Source organism: Psychrobacillus sp. FSL K6-1464 (genome assembly GCF_038003145.1).
Classification (GTDB): domain Bacteria; phylum Bacillota; class Bacilli; order Bacillales_A; family Planococcaceae; genus Psychrobacillus; species Psychrobacillus psychrotolerans.
Window position 1 is genome coordinate 1,700,248 of sequence record NZ_JBBOOP010000001.1, and the last position, 22,908, is coordinate 1,723,155.

A 22,908-nucleotide genomic window follows, 5' to 3' on the forward strand; every position below is an offset into this window, starting at 1 on the left:
GAAGCGTATTTTCCCTGCTTTTGTTTTACCAAAAGGGGTTTCTGCAAATGAAATATTTAATAATTATTATAAGTGTTATTTTTCTAGTAGGATGTAATTCCAATGATATGGTGGAGGTTAGCTTTTCGGAAAAACAGGATGTGCTTTTTGAAGATTATGTTATTCCTTTTCAGTTCTTCCCGAGAACGATAGAAGTCGTTGGGCTTGGGGATTCTTTAACACAAGGAGTTGGAGATGAGTTAAAGAGGGAAGGATACTTTGGAAGGCTCCAGCAACATTTTTCACAATATAATGGAATAGAAGCTGTAGATTTAACCAATACTGCAAAAAGAGGGCGCAGAAGTGATCAACTATTAAAAATGTTAAAAGCTGGAGATATTGATCATCATATCCGGAAAGCTCATTTAATTACTTTAACTATTGGTGGAAATGACATCATGAAAGTAATAAAAAAAGATTTATTTAATTTGAAAGTTGAGGCTTTTGAGAAGGAATTAAATAAATTCGAAAAGAATTATGAACAGATTCTTGATGAGATTAGGGAGATTAATAGTACTGCCCCAATTATCATCATGGGTTTATATAATCCTATTACGATTGTTACAGATGAAAAATCTGAATTTGATTTAATTTTAAATAATTGGAACGAAGCTATAGAAGAGATGGCTGAAGATGATATGAATGCTTGTTTTATACCAATCGATCATCTTTTCGTAACAAATACAAATTTGGTTTATCATACAGACTTTTTCCATCCCAATAGCAAGGGATATCAGCTTGTTATAGATGAAATAGTTAGCTCAATGCAAGATTGTGGTTTAATAGATGAGGATAACAGGGAATTGTTGTTTTAGGGAGTTGATGGATTGAATAAGTGGAAAATCGCGTTTTTTTTATTAGTACTACTTTTGATCGGCAGTATTGGAACTGTTGTTTATTGGATAACAGCTCCTGTTGAGTCTGTATGGATAGAGGAAACAAACACACCAGCAGAAGGGAATGTGTTAACTGTAAACGCTACGAAAGAGGATTTTCAAGCTATTGCCAATACTTATCTTAAAAAGGCGATGGGAGATAAGCCTCTTCCCCTTCAAATATCAGTGGATGATCAAATTGTTTTGTCATCAGAGTTCACTGCTTTTTCTATTAACTTGCCGGTAAGAATGTTTTTTGAACCATATGTAGAAGAGAATGGAAATATTCGTTTAGAGCAATCTTCCGTAGAAATTGGACGATTAAGTTTGGATCCTGAAACCATTTTAAAGCTTCTGAGAGATTCGATTGAGCTTCCAAAATGGATGGTGGTAGATCCAGAAAAAGAAGAAGTCCTCATTCAATTATCTGATATTCCCATGGACTCTGGAGTTGGAGTTCGAGCAAAAGAGTTGAATTTAGCAGAGGATATCATTACGCTTGAGATTGTAATACCGAAAGAATAGGAGGCAAAACAATGGAAAAAGCAACTTTTGCGGGCGGCTGTTTTTGGTGTATGGTGAAGCCTTTTGATTCGTACGATGGAATTGAAAAAGTAGTCTCAGGATACACGGGTGGACATGTACCTAATCCGACATACGAACAAGTTTGTTCTAATGCAACTGGACATTATGAAGCAGTACAAATCACTTTTGACCCAGCTGTTTTTTCATATGATCGTTTATTAGAAATTTTTTGGCTGAATATAGATCCAACTGATGACAATGGTCAATTTTTTGACAGAGGATCATCTTATCAAACTGCTATTTTTTATCATACAGAAGAGCAAAAAGAAAAAGCGATTGCTTCTAAGGATGCTTTGGATGCTTCAGGCAAATTTAAAGCTAAAATTGCAGTGAAAATACTACCTGCCGCGGAGTTTTACCCTGCAGAGGAGTATCATCAAGATTATTATAAGAAAAACCCTGCACACTATAATGGCTATTTTACGGGATCAGGGAGAGCGGCATTTGTGGAAAGTATAAAGGAGGGGCTATAAATGAAAGAGAATTTAACAGAAATGCAATTTTATGTAACCCAACAAAATGGTACGGAGCCTCCATTTCAAGGTGAGTATGATCAGCATTTTGATGAAGGTATATATGTAGACATAGTATCTGGCAAGCCTCTTTTCCATTCAAAAGATAAATATGATGCAGGTTGTGGTTGGCCAAGCTTTACTCGACCAATTGAAGAACATGAGGTTTTAGAGAAGTTTGATGATACCCATGGCATGAGAAGAGTAGAAGTGCGAAGTAAAACTGCGGACTCTCATCTTGGACATGTGTTCCCGGATGGTCCTAAGGAAGAAACTGGGCTACGCTACTGTATCAATTCTGCAGCACTACGATTTGTACCAAAGGAAAAATTAGCTGAAGAAGGCTATGAAGAGTATAGTAGATTATTTTAATAAATGAATAACTAAAAGGAAGTGGGGAATCCACTTCCTTTTTTTAGTTAAAGTAACAAGTTTTCGCGTGTATATTGAGTTCCCGTTAATCAACCAATAATACCGCTATGATCTCCGTTTCAGTTAGTTAACGGAACGGAAGACTAAGAGCATTATCTTTCGGTTTGTACTACCTAAAGTAGTGAAATTGCATTTTCGAAAGCTTCCTCAATGAATAAGAAAGTATTTTTTCTCTTGTTATCCGAAATGGACTTACCTGTTTCGAGGAGTTGTAGAAGGGTGACCGGACAGGCAAACGCCATAAAATTACCCAAAAAAAGAGATGCTGGTTCGTTGTGACGTCCGTCACAATCAAACTAGCATCTCTAAAAATTTTCTTTCAGTAATCATTAGCAACCGTCTGTCTAAAGCCTTCGAGAACGATTGAATTAGTCTTTACATTAAAGGATCTTCTGGTCTTTTGGGGGTAACGAAATTATAGTTTGAATTCATTTACTACTTTACTTAATTCATCTGCTTGGTGCGATAATTCCACAGCAGATGCATTAATCTCTTGCATTGCAGCAGATCCTTGTTCAGCAGCAGCAGCGGACGTTTCCGTGTTGGATGCTGTATTTTCGGCAATTTGCGTTACTTCTATAAAAGATGCAGCAACTTCTTGACTAAAGTTTAGTGTTTCTTCGATTTGTTTTACCATCTTATCGATGATGGAAATAGTTTCATTTGTTTGATTCATAATTTGGTCTAGTGATGTATTCGTTTCGTTTGCAACTTCAACGCCGCGAATTACACTTTCGACACCTTCTTTATTTTGTTTAACAATAGAAGTAACTTCAGTTTGTATAGAAGTTACAATGCCAGTAACTTCCTTTGCAGCCTTCTGGGATTGCTCCGCTAACTTTCTAACCTCATCTGCAACAACGGCAAATCCTCTGCCATGTTCTCCTGCACGAGCAGCTTCAATTGCAGCATTTAATGCTAGAAGATTTGTTTGTTCTGCAATAGCTGTTATCGTTTTTATAATGGATGTAATTTCGTGAGATTTGATACCAAGTGATTCTACAGTTTGAGTCGTATTAGCCATTGTTTCTTCGATACTCATCATTACGTTGGATGAATGCTGTACAGATTCTCCACCTTTTTGAGCAGCTTCAATCATATGATCGGTAGCTTGTTTAACTGATTGCGCATCATTGTTTAAGTACCTTGTTGCTTCTTCTAATGAATTCATCTTTTGAATTGCTTCCGTCATACTTCTTAATGTTTGATCACTACCGACAGCAATTTCGTTGGTAGAATCAGCAATAGATTGTATCGTTAAGGCGGTTTCGTCTGAGGAAGCCATTAATTCTTGACCACTAGCCGAGACGTTTACGGTAAGCTCTCTCACTCTTCTTACAAGGTCTGCTATGGATGATATTAATACATTCGTACTCATAGCTATCTCGGAAAATTCATCTTTTGATCTAACTTTTACTCGTCTAGTTAAATCTCCACCAGCTTGAGCAATATCTAATATAGAGCGGTTTATAGCATTAGTACTCCGCTTAATAGAATAGAAAAGGAAAATACCAAATGACAAAGTAAGTATGACAGAAAAAACAGTAAGTGCTATGAATAATATAAGTGATGTATTATTTTCTTTTTTTAACAAAGCAATTTGCTCAATGTTTTTCTTCTCCAGAATTTCATTCATTGCAGCGATATGTACATCCACATAATTCATCGCAGTTTTACCATTTCCTGTATTGACTAACTTTTGCGCTGCCTCTATACCTTGTTCATCACGAATTTTGATTACTCGTTCTGAGTATCCTAAGTATGTTGTGAAAAATTGATCAATTGATTGTAATTTTTGTGATTCTTCTGGACGATTTTTATATGTTTCTGTTAATTGTTTAATATGTGTAATAGTTGAGTCTTTATATTTTTTATAGCTTGCCATATAATTTTGCTTACCGGTAATAATATAACTTTGTTCTGCATTGGCAAGTTGAGCTATTTCGGTAGCAATCTGATTGACCATCATCTGCTCTTTTATATCCACATTTGTAAATTTCTCTAGAGCTTGTTGAGCAGAGAACATTTTGGTAGAGGTCAGTACAAGCATTAATATTAAAATAATGATAAGAACGGTGAATATTATTAATACTCGCCCTCGTATGGATTGTAAGAAACTCCCTTTGGATGTATCATTATTATCTAATTTATTATCCTTTTTCTTTAATCTTTTAAAAAGAGATAAAGGATTTTCCCGTTTAGCTTTTTCTTTACTCGTTCGATTTCTTTTTATAGAGGGGAATTTCAAGGATTTCAAATTCCTGGTAGTATTACTTCTCAATCAGACCAATCCTTTCAATATGTCAAACTATTATCATTTTTAAGTTTACTTGTTTTAGTTTGAATTATCTACATTTTTTTATTTTTTTATAAGTCTTCAGGACTAAAGGAGGGAAATTTTATGAGACAATCGTTTTATTTATTTGCATTAAAGTATCGTGGGGGTCAAAAGGATGATGAAAAGGCAGTATTTGCTAATAGTATGTTTAACCACCACGATTTTCCAAAAGCAGAAACTTCTTTCGATAAAGTTTCGTTGTATATTGAAGAGCTAGCAGATCCGAATATGCCTGCAACTGTATTTGATGAAATATGGGAGTATTATATAGAGGATTCTAAGTAGCAAGTTCATTGCAATTATAGGAAAAAAACGGTATCATTAAGCCGAAACGTATTAGAAATGAGGTTATTTAAATGAGTATTCATATTAATGCTAAAAAAGGTGAAATTGCAGACACAATCCTATTACCGGGAGATCCACTACGTGCGAAGTATATTGCGGAAACATTCTTAGAAGATGTTGTCCAGTATAATGAGGTTCGTAACATGTTTGGATATACGGGAACTTATAAAGGAAAACGTATTTCTGTACAAGGTACAGGAATGGGAGTGCCATCTATATCTATTTATGTTACAGAATTGATGAATGAGTATGATGTACAAAAGTTAATCCGTGTTGGAACTTGTGGTGCAATCCAAAAAGATGTGAAAGTGCGTGACGTAATTCTTGCTCAAAGTGCATCTTCAGATTCATCTATGAACAAAGTTCTTTTGGATGATATAAGTTTTGCTCCAACAGCTGACTTTGACTTACTATATAAAGCATATAATGCAGGCAAAGAAGCTGGATTGAATTTAAAAGTTGGGAATGTATTTACAGCTGATTTATTCTACAATGAGAACGCACAAAATGAGAAGTGGGCGGACTACGGAGTTCTTGCTGTAGAAATGGAGACAGCAGCTCTTTATACACTTGCGGCTAAATTTGGACGTCAAGCATTATCTGTTTTAACAGTTAGTGATCATATTATCACAGGAGAAGCAACTTCTTCTGAAGAGCGTCAAACAACGTTCAATGATATGATTGTAGTTGCATTAGAAGCTGCAATTCAAGACTAACAACTACTATTAGCTTTGAATAAGATAACAATCATAAATAGACTGTCATCTATATGACAGTCTTTTTTAAAATAATACGATGACTTAAATTATTAAATATTACATACATTATTTAAAGAAGTTTTTTGAAAAGGGTGAAGGATTTGGACGAACAAAAACAAAATAACGAAGAAGAAATTACAGAAATAAAACCAGCATCCAAATATATTAAAATGAAACCATTTGTTTTCCTATTAACTATTTTTGCCCTTGTTGTAGCAACAGCAGCTGTTACACTGATTGCGTTAACATGGGGGGATGAAAAAGTTGTAAATGTAAATGCAGGTGATAAGAGCGAGCGATCTGAGTTCTCTAAATTGTATTTAGCTTACGATAAATTAGAAGAAGAATATTATAAAGAAGTTGATGAAGAAGCTGTGATTAATGGTGCTATTAACGGGATGATTGATGCTTTAGAAGATCCATATTCCGATTATATGAACCAGGATGAGGCTTCTCAATTCAATGAAAATATATCTTCTAGTTTTCAAGGGATAGGTGCAGAGATTCAAGAAGTAGACGGTGTTATTAATATCGTGTCACCTATTAAAAACTCGCCTGCTGAAAAAGCAGGGCTGATGCCAAATGATAAAGTTATGGCAGTAGATGGAAAAGATATTAAAGGATTTAGTGCTTCCGAAGCAGTATTACTTATTCGTGGTAGTAAAGGAACAGAAGTAACACTATCTATACAACGTGGTACTAATGCTGTAATGGATGTAACAATTGTCCGTGATGATATTCCAATTGAAACCGTATATGCAGAAATGTTGGATGATCAAGTGGCACATATTATTATATCGAGTTTTTCAACAAACACATATGATGAGTTGTTAAAAGCGATTGATGCCATGGAAAAAGAGGGCATGAAAGCGTTAGTACTTGATGTTCGTCAAAATCCAGGAGGTTTACTATCTTCTGCAATAGATATTTCTAATCTCTTTGTAGAAGAAGGAAAGAACTTACTGCAAATTGAAATTCAGGATAACAAAGAGGTTACAGTAGCTACCGATGGAACTCGTATCAAAGTACCTGTTACATTAATCATTGATGAAGGTAGTGCTTCAGCTTCAGAAATATTGGCTGGTGCCTTAAGTGAATCTGCAAATGTACCATTAGTAGGCTTAAATTCTTTTGGTAAAGGGACTGTACAAACAGTAAATGATTTACCGGATGGTTCTAATATTAAAATTACAACTGCTAAGTGGTTAACGCCAGAAGGTAACTGGATTCATGAAAAAGGGATTCTTCCAGATCACGTTGTGGAATATCCATCCTATGCTATGTTACCACCTCTAGATACTACTGTAACATTGAAAACTAACCAATCCTCCGAAGCAGTTCAAACTGCTGAAGAAATGTTAAAGGCAGTTGGATATGATGTAGGTGAAGTAGATGGTAACTATGACGCAGAGATGAATGCTGCTGTGAAGAAGTTCCAGACCGACAACAAACTTAAAGTTTCTGGTGATATAGATGGCGATACTTCTTATCAATTGATGAATTTACTTAGAGAGAAAATTTTAGAAGAAGATCCTCAGTTGTTAAAAGCGCAAGAAGTTGTGAAAGATTTGTTAAACAAATAAAGAGTTGGATGAAAGCTGGCCTATACGGTCAGCTTTTTCAACGAGATTAAGGGAGTTTAAAATTATGAAGGATGTCTATTTACTTAGTGGGTTTTTAGGAAGTGGGAAAACTTCTTTATTGTCACATTTAATCGAACAAATGAAAGAAAAGGGTTTAAAGCCAGCAGTAATCATGAATGAATTAGGAAAATTACCATTTGATAGTCGATCTGTGGATGAAGATGTTCCTATTAAAGAGATGTTAGAAGGATGTATATGCTGTACAGGTTCTGAAAAAATGGAGGCACAGTTGCAAATGTTATTAGAGGGAGAAGTGTTTGATGTCCTCTTAATCGAAACTACTGGTGCAGCTCATCCAGTCGAAGCAATGGATGCCGTGTTATCTCCTTATTTTGCAAATAGATTAAATATGAAGGGTATTATTACAGTAGCAGATAGTAAAAGATGGCTTGAGCGTGACAAAATGACCCCTCAAACACGTATGTTATTTATGGAGCAGATAAAACATGCGCATTTAATACTAGCAAATAAAATAGATCTTCTTTCTGAAGATGAAGTAGCTACGGTAACGATGCAAATTCAAGGTTTTAATAGTCACGCACCTATTATTCAGACTTCTAACGCAAAATTGCCATTGAATATGATTACAGGTCTAGAAGCAACTTATCATGGTCAAGAAGTTAAACAAGCGGCAATAGGTAAGCAACTGACCTTATCTTCCCGCTTACATACTTTTTCGGAGCCAGTGGAAAAAGAAGTGTTCGAACAATGGGTAAAAGAACTCCCAGATACCGTCTATCGTATGAAGGGTTATGTACCATTAGTAGGCTATAAAAACCCTTTTCTGTTTCAGTATGCATATGGTATGGTGCAATGGTTACCAGAATATATAAAAATGGAGCCACAGATTGTAATCATTGGAGATCAGGTAGAAGCAATCACTGTAATTGGAAATACGCCAAATGATTAGTGCGTTTCAGTTACTCTACCAAAATCGTCACTCCGTTAATAATATACAAACTGTTGAAGAGGTTAGAACTATTATTCGGTCTGAGTTATTGGACGAATTTACTCATCCTAGAGCTAGGGTATCTATTCAACAGAAGTATAAATTGGCACTCGATCGTATTAGTAATAGTACGCTATCGGTCAGCGAACAACAGATGATGATTGAACTGTATAACGAAGAATATAAAAAACTGTCAACCGATTGTAAAAGCTAATATTTTAGCATAGTGGATAAGTTATCCATAAATCTTTGCTAGACTTGTAGATTTTAAAGAAAAAAATATTCTATTGGATTCATTGGTATATTTTATGTGAAAATTTCATTCCATTTTGTGTTTACAATAGGGGAGCACAAAAGAAGGAGGAAATGAAACATGAATAAAAAACATACGATTATGGCTGGAGTATTAGCTAGTGGATTATTAATCTCTGCCAGTACAGCTAGCGCATCTATGAATACTGGGTTTTCACCAACTACTTCCGAGGCAAAAACATCCATTGTATTTAATGGGGAAGTTCCAAAAAATCTTTCTTATAAAATAAAATGGAATTACAATATGCAGTTATCATTTGCAAAGCTTCTAAATCTTAAGGATGTTTCTAAGATTAATATAGGCCAAGTAGTGAACAAACCAGTAGCTAAAGAAGATGAAAAACAAACAGAAGAAAAAGCACCGGTTCCTGTAGTGGAAAAACCAGCAGAACCAGCTAAAAAACCAGAAGTGGTAACTCCAGCTAAACCAGCTGAAGAAAAACCTGTAGTAAAAGAACCAGTTCAAGAAAAGCCAGTTGTTAAAGAACCGGTAAAAGAAACTCCTGCAGTACAAGAACCTACAGTTCAAAAACCTGCAGTACAACAACCAGCACCTACAGTAAAAGAACCTGTAGTGCAAAAACCAACGACTGAAGTGAAAGAAGAGGTTAAAGTTACTTCTGAAATTCAGCAAGTGGTGAATTTAACTAACCAAGAACGTGCTAAAGCAGGGTTGAAAGCACTTCAAATCGATACAAAACTTACTCAGTCTGCACAAGCAAAATCTCAAGATATGAAAAATAAAAATTATTTCTCACATACAAGCCCAACTTACGGTTCACCATTTGATCAAATGAAATCAATGGGAATTACGTATAAATCGGCTGCAGAAAATATCGCAATGGGTCAACGTAACGCAGCTGAAGTTGTAGACGCGTGGATGAAATCTCCTGGTCATAAAGCTAATATTATGAACGGCTCATTTACACATATTGGCGTAGGTTTATCAGATAGTGGTTATTATTGGACACAGCAATTTATCGGTAAATAATTAACACACAAAAAAGCGACGCCTATGCGTCGCTTCAGTTTGACGACAAAGGTATTTTTATAAATGGTTATGAATAGTAATAAATATTCATAAGAGTTTTATTCATCCTATTAAAAGTAAGATATTGAATACTCAATTGGAACTGTTTATAAGGCAAGGTCCACCACGAAGACTCCTGTGGGATAGCTTGAGCTGAAGACCCCGCAGGAACGTAGTGACGAGGAGGCTGAAGCCAAGCCCACGGAAAGCGAAGTGGTGGGCATTGCCGAGTTTAATATTCAACTCTATACATCTAAAATTAAGTTTGTCTACAGTCTAAAGCGACGCCTATGCGTCGCTTTTTGTGTATAAATTATTTGGTGCGTAGTTTGCTGAGATTTGATTTGTCTGAGTATCGCTTTATTATACGAACAGTTACTTGCAGTTCACTGAAGGTTCACAAACGTGCTCCACACGTTACTTACTATTCGTGGATATTGACTTGGGAAAAGTGGAACCTTAGGGATATACATCGGAGCTGCGCACTTTTACTTCATTTTCTTCTGTAAATAAACAAGTCTTATCGTAAGTGTGATAGCCCCTATAGATAATCCTACAATCAATCCAATCCAATATCCAAAGCGCTCAAACGACGTATAATTGGCTAGAATATAACCGGTTGGTAAGCCAATAATCCAATAGGAAATAATCGCCATGATAAAGGTGATCGTCACATCTTTATATCCACGTAATGCTCCTTGAACGGGTGCTTGAATCGCATCAGACAATTGGAACAATGCGGCGAAGAAGAAAAACTGAACGGTCAATTCGATTACATACTTATCATTCGTATATACAGAGGCTATTTGTTCTCTAAATAACAACAATATCGAAATAGAAACTAAGCTAAAGCAAATTGCTGTTGCAACGCTCAACCAACTATAGGTCCTAGCATCAGCGAATCGATTTGCCCCTATTTCATGACCGACTAGAATAGTTGCCCCCATGGCAATGCTAAGAGGAACCATATAAAGCAGTGAAGTAAAATTCATCGCTATTTGATGAGCGGAAATAACCTCGGTTGAATATACACTCATTAGAATGGTAACTGCAGAAAATATAGTGGTTTCTGCAAATAGAGATAAACCTATCGGCACTCCAATCTTCATGAGCATCCGTATTTTCACTAAAGAGGGTTTAGTCCATCTGTGAAAGATTTGTAATTCTGCAAATGGGTTACTCCGAAGTACGATAATAATGGCGATCAGCAGTATGAGCCAGTATGTAATCGCAGAGGCAAGTCCTGCTCCGACTCCCCCTAACTCTGGTAAGCCCAATTTACCGTAAATAAGTAGGTAATTTAAAACAATATTAATGGGAGCAGATACTAAGATGATAAACATAGACACTCTTGTTTTCCCTAATGCATCGATAAACGACCGCAAAACGCTATACAAAAATAACGGAATTAGTCCAATGCACAACATCAATAAATATTTCTTTGCTACGATGCGTACACTAGCTTCAAGAGGTATTAAATTTAATACAGGGTCAATGACTAGGAAAATACCTACAAAAACAACGATAGCAAGCAATATTCCAATATAAAAACCCTGATGAACAAAGGTACGTACATCTTTCTTCTTTTTTGCTCCGATTAATTGTGCTACAATTGGCGTAATGCCTATTAATATACCGGTTAAGGCGGTATATACAGGCACCCATAAAGAGGAACCTATAGAAACACCAGCTAAATGGGTAATGCTATATTTACTTGTCATCAGGATATCAAAGAAGGTCATCAAATAGAGTGCAATTTGCGTGATTAATATGGGTAAAACGATCTTAATCATATACTTACTTTTTTCTGGTAGAGTTCTCATTTCGTGCATGTTGGCATACATCCTTTAAAGTTATAAATTAGTTAGGAGATTATTAATGAATAATAACACAATAGTATTAACGGGTGGAGGGACGGCTGGTCATGTTTCGTTAAATGAAGCCATAATACCCGAGTTAATAAAGAAAAAATACGATATCCATTATATTGGTTCTTATAATGGAATAGAGAAAACAATTATCGGGGATAAATTCCCTAATATTCCGTATCACCCAATTTCTAATGGGAAGTTAAGACGTTACTTTTCCATAAAAAACTTTTCTGATCCATTTAAAGTGTTGTATGGAACAATGCAGGCCATTACTGTGCTAAAAAAAGTAAAGCCTTCTGTTGTATTTTCTAAAGGAGGTTTTGTATCTGTACCGGTTGTACTGGCAGCGAAGCTTTCCAATATACCAGTTGTCATTCATGAATCAGATCTAACTCCAGGGCTTGCCAATAAAATTGCATCGTCATTTGCAGAACATATTTTTACTGTATTCGAAGAGACAATTAAGCATTTACCGGCAAACAAGGCTTCATCTATTGGAGCGATACTGCGTCCTGATTTATTTCATGGTGATGAAAAAATTGCAGAACAGTTAACCGGTTTCGATGCATCAAAAGAAACAATTATTGTTATGGGTGGTAGTCAAGGCTCTGCAAAGATCAATGAAGTAATCAAACAGAATATTGAGCAATTGACAAAAAGATTTCAAGTTATTCATCTATGTGGAAAAGGCAATAAAGATGAGCTATTAGTCGGGAAACCGAACTATATCGCTTTTGAATATGTAACCAATGAATTACCACATTTAATGAAAATATCTAATTATGTAATTAGCCGAGCTGGTTCGAACTCTATATTTGAGTTTTTGGAACTGAAAAAACCGATGTTACTTATTCCTTTATCCGTTCATGCGAGTAGAGGGGATCAGGTTTTAAACGCTAAATATTTTGAGAAAAAAGGATTTGCTTCTATATTAGAAGAGGAAGATCTTACAGCTACAACTTTTATGGACTCTTTTAATCGACTTGTAGATGAAAAAGAAGAAATGATTGATCGAATGTTCGAGGTTAATGCTTCTAAAACACCTGAACAATTTGTTGACCTATTATTAACTTACCAAAAATAACAAACTCCCGTCACTTAATGAAGTGACGGGAGTTTTTTTACATTGCTTGTTCTTCTTCGTTTTCTTGTTGCATTAGTACTAAGTGGAACAAATCTTTTGGTATATAGTAAAGATCAAATACTTCTTCTGTCTTGTTAACCTCTGCATAGATAGAAGGATGAGATTCATTGGCTTTTAATGCATATCTAAGTTTTTCTGTTGCACGAATACTTTTACTATTACTTTTTCGAATACGTAAAAAAACAGTTTGTATATCTAATTCAAAGAAAATTTCCTGCAAAAATTGTTCTTTAGCTTTTTTATTGTAACCAAGACCTTGAAACGAACTGCCAATCCAAGTGCCTAAAAATCCTGCTCCATCTTCTACATCAAACAGATTTATAGTGCCAATTGGTTGGCCAAAATCACTAATAATAGTACGAGAAATAACAGTTCCTTTTTCTTCTTCTTCCATTAACTGTTTGGTCATAAACCAATACTCGTCAGCAGAATTTGCTTTTTGACGTACGAAAGGCAAAATGGTTGGATCTGACATTAGTTCATAAAGAGATGTACATTCAAATAAATCTCGTTTTTTTATCAAAAAAAGCGCCCCCTAAAAGAACCCATAAATGAGCATAGTCATCCTAGTTCCCCTGAAATTTTTCACTTCAACGTGCATAAAAAATTTCGGGGTAGGAATCGAACCTACTAGGACCAGCTCAAAACTGGTGGCGCACCATTTGCCTTCCCTCGGCAAAGCGAACTTTGCCTTATAAAATTATTTGCATTAATAATATACTAATTTTTTTTGGTTTTGCATAGTAGAAAGTATTTTAAAAATAATTAAATTTTTGTAAAAATTTTTTCAATTAATAGATGAAAGATACTTGTAAGTTTCTACATAAATACATATGATTAATATAGCAAAGTATAGAACTCGATTGGAGCTTTTAAAATAGATGTCTAAGTCCTTTTTAAACCATACTCAATTCCATTTATTATATGATTTATCTGATGAATATGTGTTCTTTATGAGAAAAGAAGATTCTACTTATGTCTATGAGTTTATCAATAAAAAAGCAGCTGAACTTTTTTCAGAGAATCCGATAGGGAGAACTTTAGATGAATGCTTTAGTGAATTTCATAACAGAACGATTATTCAACAATATAATCGTGCGTGTGCTCAAAAAGGATCTGTTTGCTACCAGGATCATCATTGTGTACAAAGTGGAACACATATAAACGAAACAACTGTAATTCCTATTTTTGATAATGGAAACACTTATATTCTCGCAATGACTAGAGAAGTTTCACGAACACAAGATTTAAGAGAATCTACCTATCTTTTAGAGACGTATCGAGAAGCTATCAATGAAGTTGCACTTGTTGCCATGACCAATCAAAAAGGAATAATTGAAGTAGTAAACGATTTGTTTGAAAAGACTACTGGGTTTAAAAAGGAAGAAGTAATCGGGAAATCCTTTCACATGTTAAATTCTAACTATCATGATGAATCTTTTTTTAAGGACATGTGGGACACCATCAGTAATGGACATATTTGGAATGGTCAAATACGTAATCGAACGAGAAACGGCTCTTTTTTCTGGGTAAATGCTATTGTTGTACCTATAAAAGATGATTTAGGGGAAATTGAAAAGTTCTTAACGGTACAATTTGATAATACAGAAAAGAATCGTATGTTAAAGGATTTACGCCATATTGAACGGTCCTTTAAGTTAATCACGGAGTATTCAAATGATTTAATTGCTATTACGGATGCAGATGGATACTTGCTTTATTCCTCACCTAGTCATGAAACTATCTTAAATTACGATAAAGAAGAGTTACTTGGTAGTTATTACTTTAATCTTATCGCTGATCAAACGGAAGCTGTGAGTTTCGCCAAGATAAAAATGTTAGATAATTTTCGATTAGAACTTCTCCTTTAAAAAAAGGATGGAAAGTCGATTTGGACTGATACTTCTGTGACGTCCGTGGAGAGTACAGTAGACGATTGTAAAGAAAAGTCGTTTGTTATAGTATCTCGTGAAATAACAGAAAAGAGAGCTTTAGAAAACCAACTAAAGTTTATGGCTTATCATGATAGTTTAACTAGTCTACCAAATAGACGTTCCTTTTATGAAGATCTTCCTGAATATATTTCTACCGCTTGTTCAGCGTTTCCGAATGTAGGCTTACTTTATATAGATGGTGATAATTTCAAAGCCATAAACGATCAATATGGGCATGATGTAGGGGATCAGTTTCTAACTTATTTCGCTGAAAAGCTTCAAATAAGCTTGGACTATAAGTTTAATGTATATCGTATCGGCGGAGACGAATTTGTTATAATTGTTGATCAGATCAACGACTATGTAAATGGCAGAAGCAATGGTTTGGATAAAATTATTCAATCTATACAAGAAAACTTGCGTAAAGGATGGACAATAGATGACTTTTACTTTTCACCTACCTCTTCTATAGGAGTTGCTATGTTCCCGGATGATGGCTCATCAGTAGACGAGCTTTTAGATAATGCAGATCAAGCACTTTATATAGCCAAGAAGAATGGAAAAAACAATTATATATATTCCAATACCGTTCATTCATAATGGAACGGTTTTTTCTTGATTTAGGTTATGCTATATAATATAAAACCAAGATGGAAGGAGCGGAGGATATGACGCAACAACATATTCTTTTAATAGAAGATGAAGTAAATATTGCTAAATTTGTGGAACTTGAGTTAAAGCATGAAAATTTTCAAGTTACTGTTTCTCATGATGGACGGGAAGGGGCAGATTTGGCACTTAATCATGCTTATGACTTTATGTTAATCGATGTTATGTTACCAAATTTAAACGGTTTAGAAATATGCCGAAGAGTACGTAGGAAGAAAAGTACTCCTATTATTTTAATCACGGCTAGAGATGCAATTATAGATAGAGTTTCTGGGTTAGAGTCAGGTGCGGACGATTATATTGTAAAACCTTTTGCAATTGAGGAATTGCTAGCTAGAATACGAGCTGTACTAAGAAGAATAGAACCATCTGAAGAAAAAGTGAAAAACGGGTTGTCGATTAAGGGACTAACTGTTGAGCAAAAAGCGCATCAGGTCTTCTATGAGGGAAAAGAAATTGAGTTAACAAAAACCGAGTACGATATGCTGGTGTATTTAATGGAGAATTTTAATATGGTACTGACTAGAGATAACATTTTGGAAAAAGTATGGGGCTATGATGTAGAGGTAGAAACAAATGTGGTGGATGTATACATAAGGCATCTGAGAAAAAAACTTCCTGCCGATATTGCAGCACTAATTGAAACGGTTAGAGGCGTAGGATATGTGATGAGATGATGAAAAAATGGACTTTACAGCGTAAGTGGACTTATGCTTCAGCGATTTCCATATTTTTAAGTTTCCTTATGATGTGTATTATTTTATATTTTTCGCTCTTTAACTGGCTGCAAATTTCGGAGGAAAAAACTGCTCAAAATACATTGGATGAGGTTACTCACTTTTTTCAATCGAATGGTCCAATCATCTCCATACAAGATATTCAAAAAAACAGAACATTACTCAATCAGCTGGTCAATCAACAACAATCCGTTCGTGTACTGAATAACGATGGTATAGAAATTCTAAGAATCAATGATGCCAGTGATTTTCCAAAGTCATTTACACTCCAAACAGAGGAATTTATTAGAGAAGAAATTGATGGTCATATAATTTTTCATAAAGTGGAGGAATTAGACTTTGGTTTGTTTAAAGGATACGTACAAATCTCTCATAGTTTAGATAGCTTTTCTCAGCTCATGAATTATATATTAATAGCCATGGGAATATTCGCTCTAATTGCGCTTGTCCTCTCGGCTTTAGTAGGGTATATGTTGTCTTCGGTTTTGTTGAAACCTATTAAGGAATTACGAGATGAAATGCAGCTTGCAAAACAGACCAAGTTTTCTAAATCAGGCAGTTTCGTCTACAACAATGAAGATGAAATCGGAGAGCTTTTGAAAATTTATAAGGAACTAATGGATGAAGTATCGACAACCATTTCGAGACAAGATGAATTTATCCATAATGTATCTCACGAATTGCGTACCCCAGTACAAGTAGTGGAAGGACATTTATCATTGTTGAATCGATGGGGAAAAGAAGAGCGTGCCATTTTAGATGAGTCTTTAGAAATATCGCTTACAGAAATTCAAAAAATGAAGTTATTAATCGAGGAAATGTTAAAACTAGCAAAAAATGAGCATCATACGATGAGGGAAGCTACTTCCGTAATATCTGTGCTTCACGAGTTGCAACAAAACTACTTCCATCTATCACCGGAGACGATAATTGAAATTAAAGGAGAAATGCAAGTAAAAGTTCCTGTTCCGCCTACAGCTCTTGAGCAAATTCTGCGTAATCTAATAGAAAATGCGATAAAATATAATGACAAGAAACCATTTATTAAAGCAACAGTTATTTGTAATATGGACCATGTCCAGATTACAGTTGAAGATAACGGAGTAGGTATTGAAAGAACATTGTTACCTAAAATTTTCGAGCGTTTCTTTATCGTTGATGAAGCTAGAACCAAACGTAGAGGTGGATCTGGTTTGGGATTAAGTATAGTAAAAAGTCTAGTAAATGAATACGGGGGAACCATTTCTGTGGATAGTGAAAAAGGGAAATGGACAAAATTTTACATTTTATTCCCTAAATTAACAAGTGAATAATCATTCAGTAGCATTGTAAAAAAAATATGACGAAATACTGAATTTTTTTGAAAAAAACCATTGTATTTTTTCCCGATAGTAGTAAGATTGAGATGGAAAAATTGTTCTTATATAAGGATAGTTTGAGACTATATAAAAGAGTGGTAAACTATAGAGAGGTATAAGCGTGTATTTTTTACATGCATTACTCTAGAACTTTTTATCCACTTAAATGTATTTATGATAAATGCCTAAAAGGCACAAAATGTTGGAGGTTTTTCTAAATGTCGAACAATCAAACACCTTGGTCAGCTTTTTCTGGTCCGAACCTTGGGTATGTGATGGAGCAGTATGATGTATTTTTACAGTCTCCGGACGATGTGGATCCTGAATTAGTAGAGTTGTTTAAGCAATATGGAGCACCTAAGATGCCCGCTTCATCATCATCAAACAGCCCTGATACACCTATTGTAGAGCCTAATAACTTTGAAAAAGTGGTTAATGCTATTCAACTAGCAGATGCCATTCGGAATCATGGTCACTTAACGGCTAATATTTATCCATTAAATGATGGACCAAAAGAAGATTCAAAGCTTAATTTAACTACTTATGGTTTAACTGAGCAAGATTTACGAGAAGTACCCGTTTCTTTCCTTATTAAAAATGCTCCAGCCAATATAATGAATGGTTTACAAGCAATAGAATATTTGCGTTCTATGTACACAGATAAAATTGCGTTTGAAATTGCTCATATTGTCAATACGGAAGAACGTACTTGGTTACAAGAAAAGATTGAAAAAGGTGCTATAAGAGAAAAGCTTTCAGCTGAAGACAAAAAACAATTACTTAAACGTTTAACACAAGTCGAAGGATTTGAGAAGTTCATCCATCGTACGTTTGTTGGAGCTAAACGCTTCTCCATTGAAGGTTTAGACTCATTAGTTGTATTAATGGATGAATTAGTTCGTCAATCCAATAAAACAAATACAAAGCAAGTAAATATAGGTATGGCTCATCGTGGTCGACTAAATGTATTAACTCATGTCCTAAATAAACCATATGAAATGATGTTTGCAGAGTTTGCACATGTTCCTACTGAATCATTTTTACCGAAGGATGGTTCACTTGAACTTTCGGAAGGTTGGTTTGGTGACGTTAAGTACCATAAAGGGGCAAGCTATCGCTCTCAATCAGGTTTAACAGTAAAACTTGCGTATAACCCTTCCCATTTAGAGGTAGTAAGTCCTATTGTTACTGGTCAAACACGTGCTGCACAAGAAACAACAGATGCGGCCGGTTATCCTGTTCAAGATAAAAATGCGGCTTTTGCTATTTTAGTACATGGAGACGCAGCTTTCCCAGGTCAAGGGGTAGTAACAGAAGTATTGAACTATAGTCGAGTTCGTGGATATCAAACAGGCGGTTCTATCCATATTATTGCTAATAATATGATTGGTTTTACTACTGAACATTATGATTCTCGATCAACTAACTATTCTTCTGATCCTGCAAAAGGTTATGAAGTACCTGTCATTCATGTGAATGCGGATGATCCTGAGGCAGTAATTGGGGTTGCAAAATTTGCGCATGAATACCGTCAAAAATTCGGGAAAGATATTGTGATTGACTTACTAGGTTATCGTCGCTATGGTCACAACGAAATGGATGAGCCGCTAGTAACAAATCCGACCATGTATCATTCTATTCATAAGCATCCAACTGTTCGTGAGTTATACGGCAAGCAGTTAGTAGCGGAAAACTTAATGGAGAATTCTGATGTGAAATCATTAGACCAGTCTGTTTTCGCTGAAATGCAACTAGCTTATGATCGTGTGAAAGAACTTCCACCATCGACTGTACATGATATCGTTATACCACAAGTTGTATTAGATGGTATGCCAGAAATTCAAACAGGGGTAGAAGAGAGTAAGCTAGCTAAAATCAATGAAGATTTACTTTCATGGCCAGCTGACTTTAATGCTTTCAAAAAGCTAGAAAAAATATTGAAGCGCCGTGAAGAACCGTTCAAAGGTAAAGGGAAAGTCGATTGGGGCCATGCAGAAACATTAGCATTTGCAACAATTTTACAAGAAGGAAACTCTATCCGTTTATCTGGTCAAGATGCACAACGTGGGACTTTCTCTCATAGACATTTAGTACTTCATGATGAAAAAACTGGTGCTGAATTAACACCAATTCATGCGATTAGTGATGGAAACGCTTCATTTGTAGTGCATAATAGTCCACTTACAGAAGCAGCAATATTAGGGTATGAATTTGGCTATAACTTAGAGGATAATAACTCACTAACAATCTGGGAAGCACAATATGGTGACTTTGCAAATATGGCACAAGTTATGTTCGATAACTTTATCAGTTCGGCGAGAGCAAAATGGGGTCTTAAATCAGGCTTGGTTATGCTATTGCCACATGCTGCTGAAGGCCAAGGTTCTGAGCATTCTAGTGCTCGTTTAGAACGTTACTTACAATTAGCGGCTGAAAATAACTGGACAGTTGCAAATCTATCTAGTGCTGCTAACTATTTCCACATTTTACGCAGACAAGCAAAAATGCTTAAGGAAGATGCTATTCGTCCGTTAATCATTGTTTCACCTAAATCCTTATTACGTCATCCATTAGTTGGAGCTGATGTAGCAGATTTAACAACTGGTCAATTTGAAACAGTTGTGGAGCAACCTGGTTTAGGCCAACAAGCAGACAAAGTAGAGAAAATTATCTTTGTTAGTGGTAAACTTGCAATAGACTTAGCAGACAAAGTAAAAGATGGTGCAGGTTTCGATCATATTCATATTGTTCGTGTGGAACAACTGTATCCATTCCCACAAGAAAAGATTCAACAAATTGTTTCTCGTTTCCCAAATGCGAAACAACTTGTTTGGGCTCAAGAAGAACCAGAAAACATGGGTTCATGGAACTTTGCTCTACCATATCTATTAGAAATAGCAAAAGATCAAGAAATTACTTATGTAGGTCGTGTGCATAGAGCAAGTCCTGCAGAAGGTGATGGAGATACGTATAAAGTAGAACAAGCACGTATTATTGAAGAAGCTTTAAAAAGCTTATAAGATAGGATTACTAGAGGAGGAAATTTAAGTGGCAGACATCATAGTTCCAGAATTAGCAGAATCAATTACAGAAGGTACCATTGCACAATGGTTAAAACAACCAGGTGATACAGTTGAAAAAGGTGAGTTCATCGTTGAACTTGAAACAGATAAAGTAAACGTTGAAGTTATTTCCGAAGAGGCTGGAGTAGTTAGTGAACTTCTAGCAGCTGAAGGAGATACAGTTCAAGTAGGGCAAGTAATTGCAGTAGTTGGAGCTGGATCAGGTTCAAATACATCAGCACCAACAGCAGCACCTGAAGCTAAAGAAGAAACTAAAGCTCCGGAAGCTCCTAAAGCAGCGCCTGTAGCAGAAGAAACTTCATCTGAGCAAGACCGTACTATTGCTAGTCCTGCAGCTCGTAAACTAGCTCGTGAAAAAGGCATTAACCTAAGTGAGATTTCACCAGTAGATCCTATGGGTCGCGTACGTGTACAAGACGTTTCAGCTCATGGTTCGGCTCCTACACCTGCAAAAGCAGCACCAGCACCAACAGCTAGTGCTCCTAAAGAAGATGATGGTCGTACGACTCGCGAAAAAATGTCTCGTCGTCGTCAAACAATCGCAACACGTCTATTAGAAGTAAGACAAAATACAGCTATGCTTACAACTTTCAATGAAATTGATATGACAAATGTAATGGCACTTCGTTCACGTAAAAAAGATCAATTCTTTGAACAAAATGATGTGCGTCTTGGATTTATGTCATTCTTTACAAAAGCAGTAGTTGCAGCACTTAAAAAATATCCGTATGTAAATTCTCAAATTGATGGTACAGATATTGTGAAAAATAACTTCTATGATATTGGTATCGCTGTTTCTACCGAAGGTGGTCTTGTAGTTCCGATCGTTCGTGATGCAGACCGTAAAAACTTTGCAGAAATCGAAGCTAATATTGGAGAACTTGCTAAAAAAGCTCGTGATAACAAATTAACTCTTTCTGATATGTCAGGTGGTTCTTTCACTATTACTAACGGTGGAGTATTCGGATCATTAATGTCAACACCTATTCTAAACGGTACACAAGTTGGTATTTTAGGAATGCACACAATTCAAAAGCGTCCAATCGCTGTTGGAAATGAAGTTGAAATCCGTCCAATGATGTACATTGCATTATCTTATGACCACCGTGTAATCGATGGCAAGGATTCAGTAGGTTTCTTAAAAACTGTTAAAGAATTACTTGAAAGTCCTGAAGACCTATTACTAAATAGCTAATATTAAAAGACTCCCTTCATTGGGAGTCTTTTTTTGTAGAATAATAAGGTATACAGCAAAAAATACATATTAAGATTAGTTTATTTTATAGCTAGATAGAAGCAGCATAACAAGACAATGAACTAACATATATTTATAGAGTAATAAAAATTGGAGTGCTTTGATGTTCTTTATTCAGCTATAAAAGGAGTCCAGCCGATTGGAAATAAGAAATGGACAGACTATTACTACATTTGAAAGAATAAGTCGTGTATTGTTTATTATATTGGGAGCACTAATCACAGCTATCGGACTAGAAGCCGTACTGATCCCAAACGATATAATTGATGGTGGGATTACGGGAATTTCTATCTTATTTTCTCATATGACGGGATATTCATTGAGTTTATTCCTATTTGTTTTAAATATTCCCTTTATATTTATAGGTTATAAAGAACTTGGGAAGTCATTTGCTTTTAGTTCAGTTATTGGTATCACGGCATTATCAATTTCTACAAGCCTGTTGCATCACATTCCATCTATTATTTCAGGTGATACCATGTTAGTAGCAGTATTAGGTGGTATTATGATCGGTTTAGGGATTGGTATTGTTTTACGTAAAGGTGGTGCCTTAGATGGTACAGAAATTTTAGCAATACTAATTGCGAAGAAATTCCCATTATCGGTGGGAGAAGTTATTATGAGTATTAATGTGTTAATATTTTCATTTGCCATGTTAATTTATGGGCTAAAGGGTGCTTTATGTTCGGCTATAGCATACTTTATAGCTATGAAGGTAATTGACATGGTACAAGCTGGTTTTGATGAATCTAAAAACATTATGATTATTAGCGATCACTCCCGGAAAATTGGTGATGCAATTCAAGCTCATTTAGGTCGAGGGGTTACATATATAGCTGGTGAAGTAGGCCACACGAATGAAAAAGTCGAAATAGTCATTTGTTTTATTAATAGGTTGGAAGAACCTGAACTTAGATCACTTATAAAGACAATTGACATAAATGCTTTCGTAGCGATTAATGGGATTGTAGAAATGCATCAATATTAATATCCCAACAATCTAAAATTTTGGCTGCTGTACTTATGTAATGGGCAGACC

The 22,908-nt window shown here is 35.5% G+C and carries 21 protein-coding genes; 18 read left to right on the forward strand and 3 right to left on the reverse strand.

Annotated features, from left to right (window positions below):
- The first annotated feature begins 47 nt into the window (after positions 1-47).
- From MKX39_RS08355 to msrB, 4 genes are read left to right on the forward strand one after another with little or no spacing between them, the layout of a single operon-like run.
- Positions 48-854 (forward strand): GDSL-type esterase/lipase family protein, encoded by an 807-nt coding sequence (locus MKX39_RS08355; protein WP_340769095.1) that lies wholly within the window; start codon positions 48-50, stop codon positions 852-854.
- Positions 855-866: 12 nt separating this feature from the next.
- Positions 867-1,439: a YpmS family protein gene (locus MKX39_RS08360; protein WP_093534387.1), complete on the forward strand. Its 573-nt coding sequence runs from the start codon at positions 867-869 to the stop codon at positions 1,437-1,439.
- Between the two features lie 11 nt (positions 1,440-1,450).
- On the forward strand, positions 1,451-1,972 hold the full coding sequence (msrA, locus tag MKX39_RS08365; RefSeq protein WP_340762225.1) for a peptide-methionine (S)-S-oxide reductase MsrA: 522 nt from the start codon (positions 1,451-1,453) through the stop codon (positions 1,970-1,972).
- Entirely contained in the window at positions 1,973-2,383 is a 411-nt protein-coding gene (msrB, locus tag MKX39_RS08370; RefSeq protein ID WP_245762610.1) for a peptide-methionine (R)-S-oxide reductase MsrB, read from the forward strand.
- A 475-nt stretch (positions 2,384-2,858) separates the two neighbouring features.
- On the opposite strand, the gene MKX39_RS08375 is transcribed toward msrB, so the two are convergent.
- The gene (locus tag MKX39_RS08375) at positions 2,859-4,691 is read right to left on the reverse strand and encodes a methyl-accepting chemotaxis protein (protein ID WP_340769097.1); all 1,833 of its coding nucleotides are present in this window, start codon (positions 4,689-4,691) and stop codon (positions 2,859-2,861) included.
- Positions 4,692-4,844: 153 nt separating this feature from the next.
- On the opposite strand from MKX39_RS08375, the gene MKX39_RS08380 reads away from it, so the two are divergent.
- The 6 genes from MKX39_RS08380 (at position 4,845) to MKX39_RS08405 (ending at position 9,779) form a co-directional block, all read left to right on the forward strand.
- Positions 4,845-5,066 carry a YozE family protein gene (locus tag MKX39_RS08380; protein ID WP_093534385.1) on the forward strand — a complete coding sequence of 74 codons (222 nt, stop codon included), beginning with the start codon at positions 4,845-4,847 and terminating at the stop codon, positions 5,064-5,066.
- Between the two features lie 71 nt (positions 5,067-5,137).
- Positions 5,138-5,842: a purine-nucleoside phosphorylase gene (gene deoD / locus MKX39_RS08385; protein ID WP_093534383.1), complete on the forward strand. Its 705-nt coding sequence runs from the start codon at positions 5,138-5,140 to the stop codon at positions 5,840-5,842.
- A 143-nt stretch (positions 5,843-5,985) separates the two neighbouring features.
- Entirely contained in the window at positions 5,986-7,467 is a 1,482-nt protein-coding gene (locus MKX39_RS08390) for a lmo1851 family serine protease (RefSeq protein ID WP_340762226.1), read from the forward strand.
- Positions 7,468-7,531: 64 nt separating this feature from the next.
- Positions 7,532-8,437 carry a CobW family GTP-binding protein gene (locus tag MKX39_RS08395; RefSeq protein ID WP_340762227.1) on the forward strand — a complete coding sequence of 302 codons (906 nt, stop codon included), beginning with the start codon at positions 7,532-7,534 and terminating at the stop codon, positions 8,435-8,437.
- On the forward strand, positions 8,430-8,690 hold the full coding sequence (locus tag MKX39_RS08400; RefSeq protein WP_340762228.1) for a hypothetical protein: 261 nt from the start codon (positions 8,430-8,432) through the stop codon (positions 8,688-8,690). The genes MKX39_RS08395 and MKX39_RS08400 overlap by 8 nt, the downstream gene beginning before the upstream one ends.
- Before the next feature lie 159 nt (positions 8,691-8,849).
- Positions 8,850-9,779, forward strand: a complete 930-nt coding sequence (locus MKX39_RS08405) for a CAP domain-containing protein (RefSeq protein ID WP_340769099.1) — start codon at positions 8,850-8,852, stop codon at positions 9,777-9,779.
- A 527-nt stretch (positions 9,780-10,306) separates the two neighbouring features.
- On the opposite strand, the gene MKX39_RS08410 is transcribed toward MKX39_RS08405, so the two are convergent.
- Positions 10,307-11,650: an MATE family efflux transporter gene (locus MKX39_RS08410; protein ID WP_093534374.1), complete on the reverse strand. Its 1,344-nt coding sequence runs from the start codon at positions 11,648-11,650 to the stop codon at positions 10,307-10,309.
- Between the two features lie 46 nt (positions 11,651-11,696).
- On the opposite strand from MKX39_RS08410, the gene MKX39_RS08415 reads away from it, so the two are divergent.
- Complete coding sequence (locus MKX39_RS08415; RefSeq protein ID WP_093534372.1) at positions 11,697-12,773, forward strand: undecaprenyldiphospho-muramoylpentapeptide beta-N-acetylglucosaminyltransferase; 1,077 nt, start codon at positions 11,697-11,699, stop codon at positions 12,771-12,773.
- Positions 12,774-12,810: 37 nt separating this feature from the next.
- Here MKX39_RS08415 and MKX39_RS08420 read toward each other — a convergent pair whose 3' ends face one another.
- Positions 12,811-13,356, reverse strand: a complete 546-nt coding sequence (locus MKX39_RS08420; protein ID WP_093534370.1) for a GNAT family N-acetyltransferase — start codon at positions 13,354-13,356, stop codon at positions 12,811-12,813.
- A 358-nt stretch (positions 13,357-13,714) separates the two neighbouring features.
- Here MKX39_RS08420 and MKX39_RS08425 point away from each other — a divergent pair, with 358 nt between their 5' ends.
- The 7 genes from MKX39_RS08425 to MKX39_RS08455 all read left to right on the forward strand — a co-directional run bounded on the left by MKX39_RS08425 (position 13,715) and on the right by MKX39_RS08455 (position 22,857).
- Positions 13,715-14,704: a PAS domain-containing protein gene (locus MKX39_RS08425; protein WP_340769101.1), complete on the forward strand. Its 990-nt coding sequence runs from the start codon at positions 13,715-13,717 to the stop codon at positions 14,702-14,704.
- A gap of 36 nt (positions 14,705-14,740) precedes the next feature.
- Positions 14,741-15,367 carry a GGDEF domain-containing protein gene (locus MKX39_RS08430; protein ID WP_340769102.1) on the forward strand — a complete coding sequence of 209 codons (627 nt, stop codon included), beginning with the start codon at positions 14,741-14,743 and terminating at the stop codon, positions 15,365-15,367.
- A 68-nt stretch (positions 15,368-15,435) separates the two neighbouring features.
- Positions 15,436-16,113, forward strand: coding sequence for a response regulator transcription factor (locus MKX39_RS08435; RefSeq protein ID WP_340769103.1), 678 nt, complete (start codon positions 15,436-15,438; stop codon positions 16,111-16,113).
- Entirely contained in the window at positions 16,110-17,486 is a 1,377-nt protein-coding gene (locus tag MKX39_RS08440) for a HAMP domain-containing sensor histidine kinase (protein ID WP_340769105.1), read from the forward strand. Before MKX39_RS08435 ends, MKX39_RS08440 begins: the two co-directional genes overlap by 4 nt.
- A gap of 263 nt (positions 17,487-17,749) precedes the next feature.
- Positions 17,750-20,551 carry a 2-oxoglutarate dehydrogenase E1 component gene (locus tag MKX39_RS08445; protein WP_340769106.1) on the forward strand — a complete coding sequence of 934 codons (2,802 nt, stop codon included), beginning with the start codon at positions 17,750-17,752 and terminating at the stop codon, positions 20,549-20,551.
- A gap of 28 nt (positions 20,552-20,579) precedes the next feature.
- A complete protein-coding gene (gene odhB / locus MKX39_RS08450) occupies positions 20,580-21,809 on the forward strand; it encodes a 2-oxoglutarate dehydrogenase complex dihydrolipoyllysine-residue succinyltransferase (protein ID WP_093534360.1) in 1,230 nt (409 codons plus the stop codon).
- 199 nt (positions 21,810-22,008) lie between these two features.
- Complete coding sequence (locus tag MKX39_RS08455) at positions 22,009-22,857, forward strand: YitT family protein (RefSeq protein ID WP_340769109.1); 849 nt, start codon at positions 22,009-22,011, stop codon at positions 22,855-22,857.
- Positions 22,858-22,908 lie beyond the last annotated feature (51 nt).

Excerpts from the sequence above, each read along its gene's own strand:
- MKX39_RS08445 (WP_340769106.1), top strand. The coding sequence starts at position 17,750 with ATGTCGAACAATCAAACACCTTGGTCAGCTTTTTCTGGTCCGAACCTT.
- MKX39_RS08395 (WP_340762227.1), top strand. The coding sequence starts at position 7,532 with ATGAAGGATGTCTATTTACTTAGTGGGTTTTTAGGAAGTGGGAAAACT.
- msrB (WP_245762610.1), top strand. The coding sequence starts at position 1,973 with ATGAAAGAGAATTTAACAGAAATGCAATTTTATGTAACCCAACAAAAT.
- MKX39_RS08415 (WP_093534372.1), top strand. The coding sequence starts at position 11,697 with ATGAATAATAACACAATAGTATTAACGGGTGGAGGGACGGCTGGTCAT.
- MKX39_RS08405 (WP_340769099.1), top strand. The coding sequence starts at position 8,850 with ATGAATAAAAAACATACGATTATGGCTGGAGTATTAGCTAGTGGATTA.
- deoD (WP_093534383.1), top strand. The coding sequence starts at position 5,138 with ATGAGTATTCATATTAATGCTAAAAAAGGTGAAATTGCAGACACAATC.
- msrA (WP_340762225.1), top strand. The coding sequence starts at position 1,451 with ATGGAAAAAGCAACTTTTGCGGGCGGCTGTTTTTGGTGTATGGTGAAG.
- MKX39_RS08440 (WP_340769105.1), top strand. The coding sequence starts at position 16,110 with ATGATGAAAAAATGGACTTTACAGCGTAAGTGGACTTATGCTTCAGCG.
- MKX39_RS08410 (WP_093534374.1), bottom strand. The coding sequence starts at position 11,650 with ATGCACGAAATGAGAACTCTACCAGAAAAAAGTAAGTATATGATTAAG.
- MKX39_RS08400 (WP_340762228.1), top strand. The coding sequence starts at position 8,430 with ATGATTAGTGCGTTTCAGTTACTCTACCAAAATCGTCACTCCGTTAAT.
- MKX39_RS08380 (WP_093534385.1), top strand. The coding sequence starts at position 4,845 with ATGAGACAATCGTTTTATTTATTTGCATTAAAGTATCGTGGGGGTCAA.
- MKX39_RS08355 (WP_340769095.1), top strand. The coding sequence starts at position 48 with ATGAAATATTTAATAATTATTATAAGTGTTATTTTTCTAGTAGGATGT.
- MKX39_RS08425 (WP_340769101.1), top strand. The coding sequence starts at position 13,715 with ATGTCTAAGTCCTTTTTAAACCATACTCAATTCCATTTATTATATGAT.
- MKX39_RS08435 (WP_340769103.1), top strand. The coding sequence starts at position 15,436 with ATGACGCAACAACATATTCTTTTAATAGAAGATGAAGTAAATATTGCT.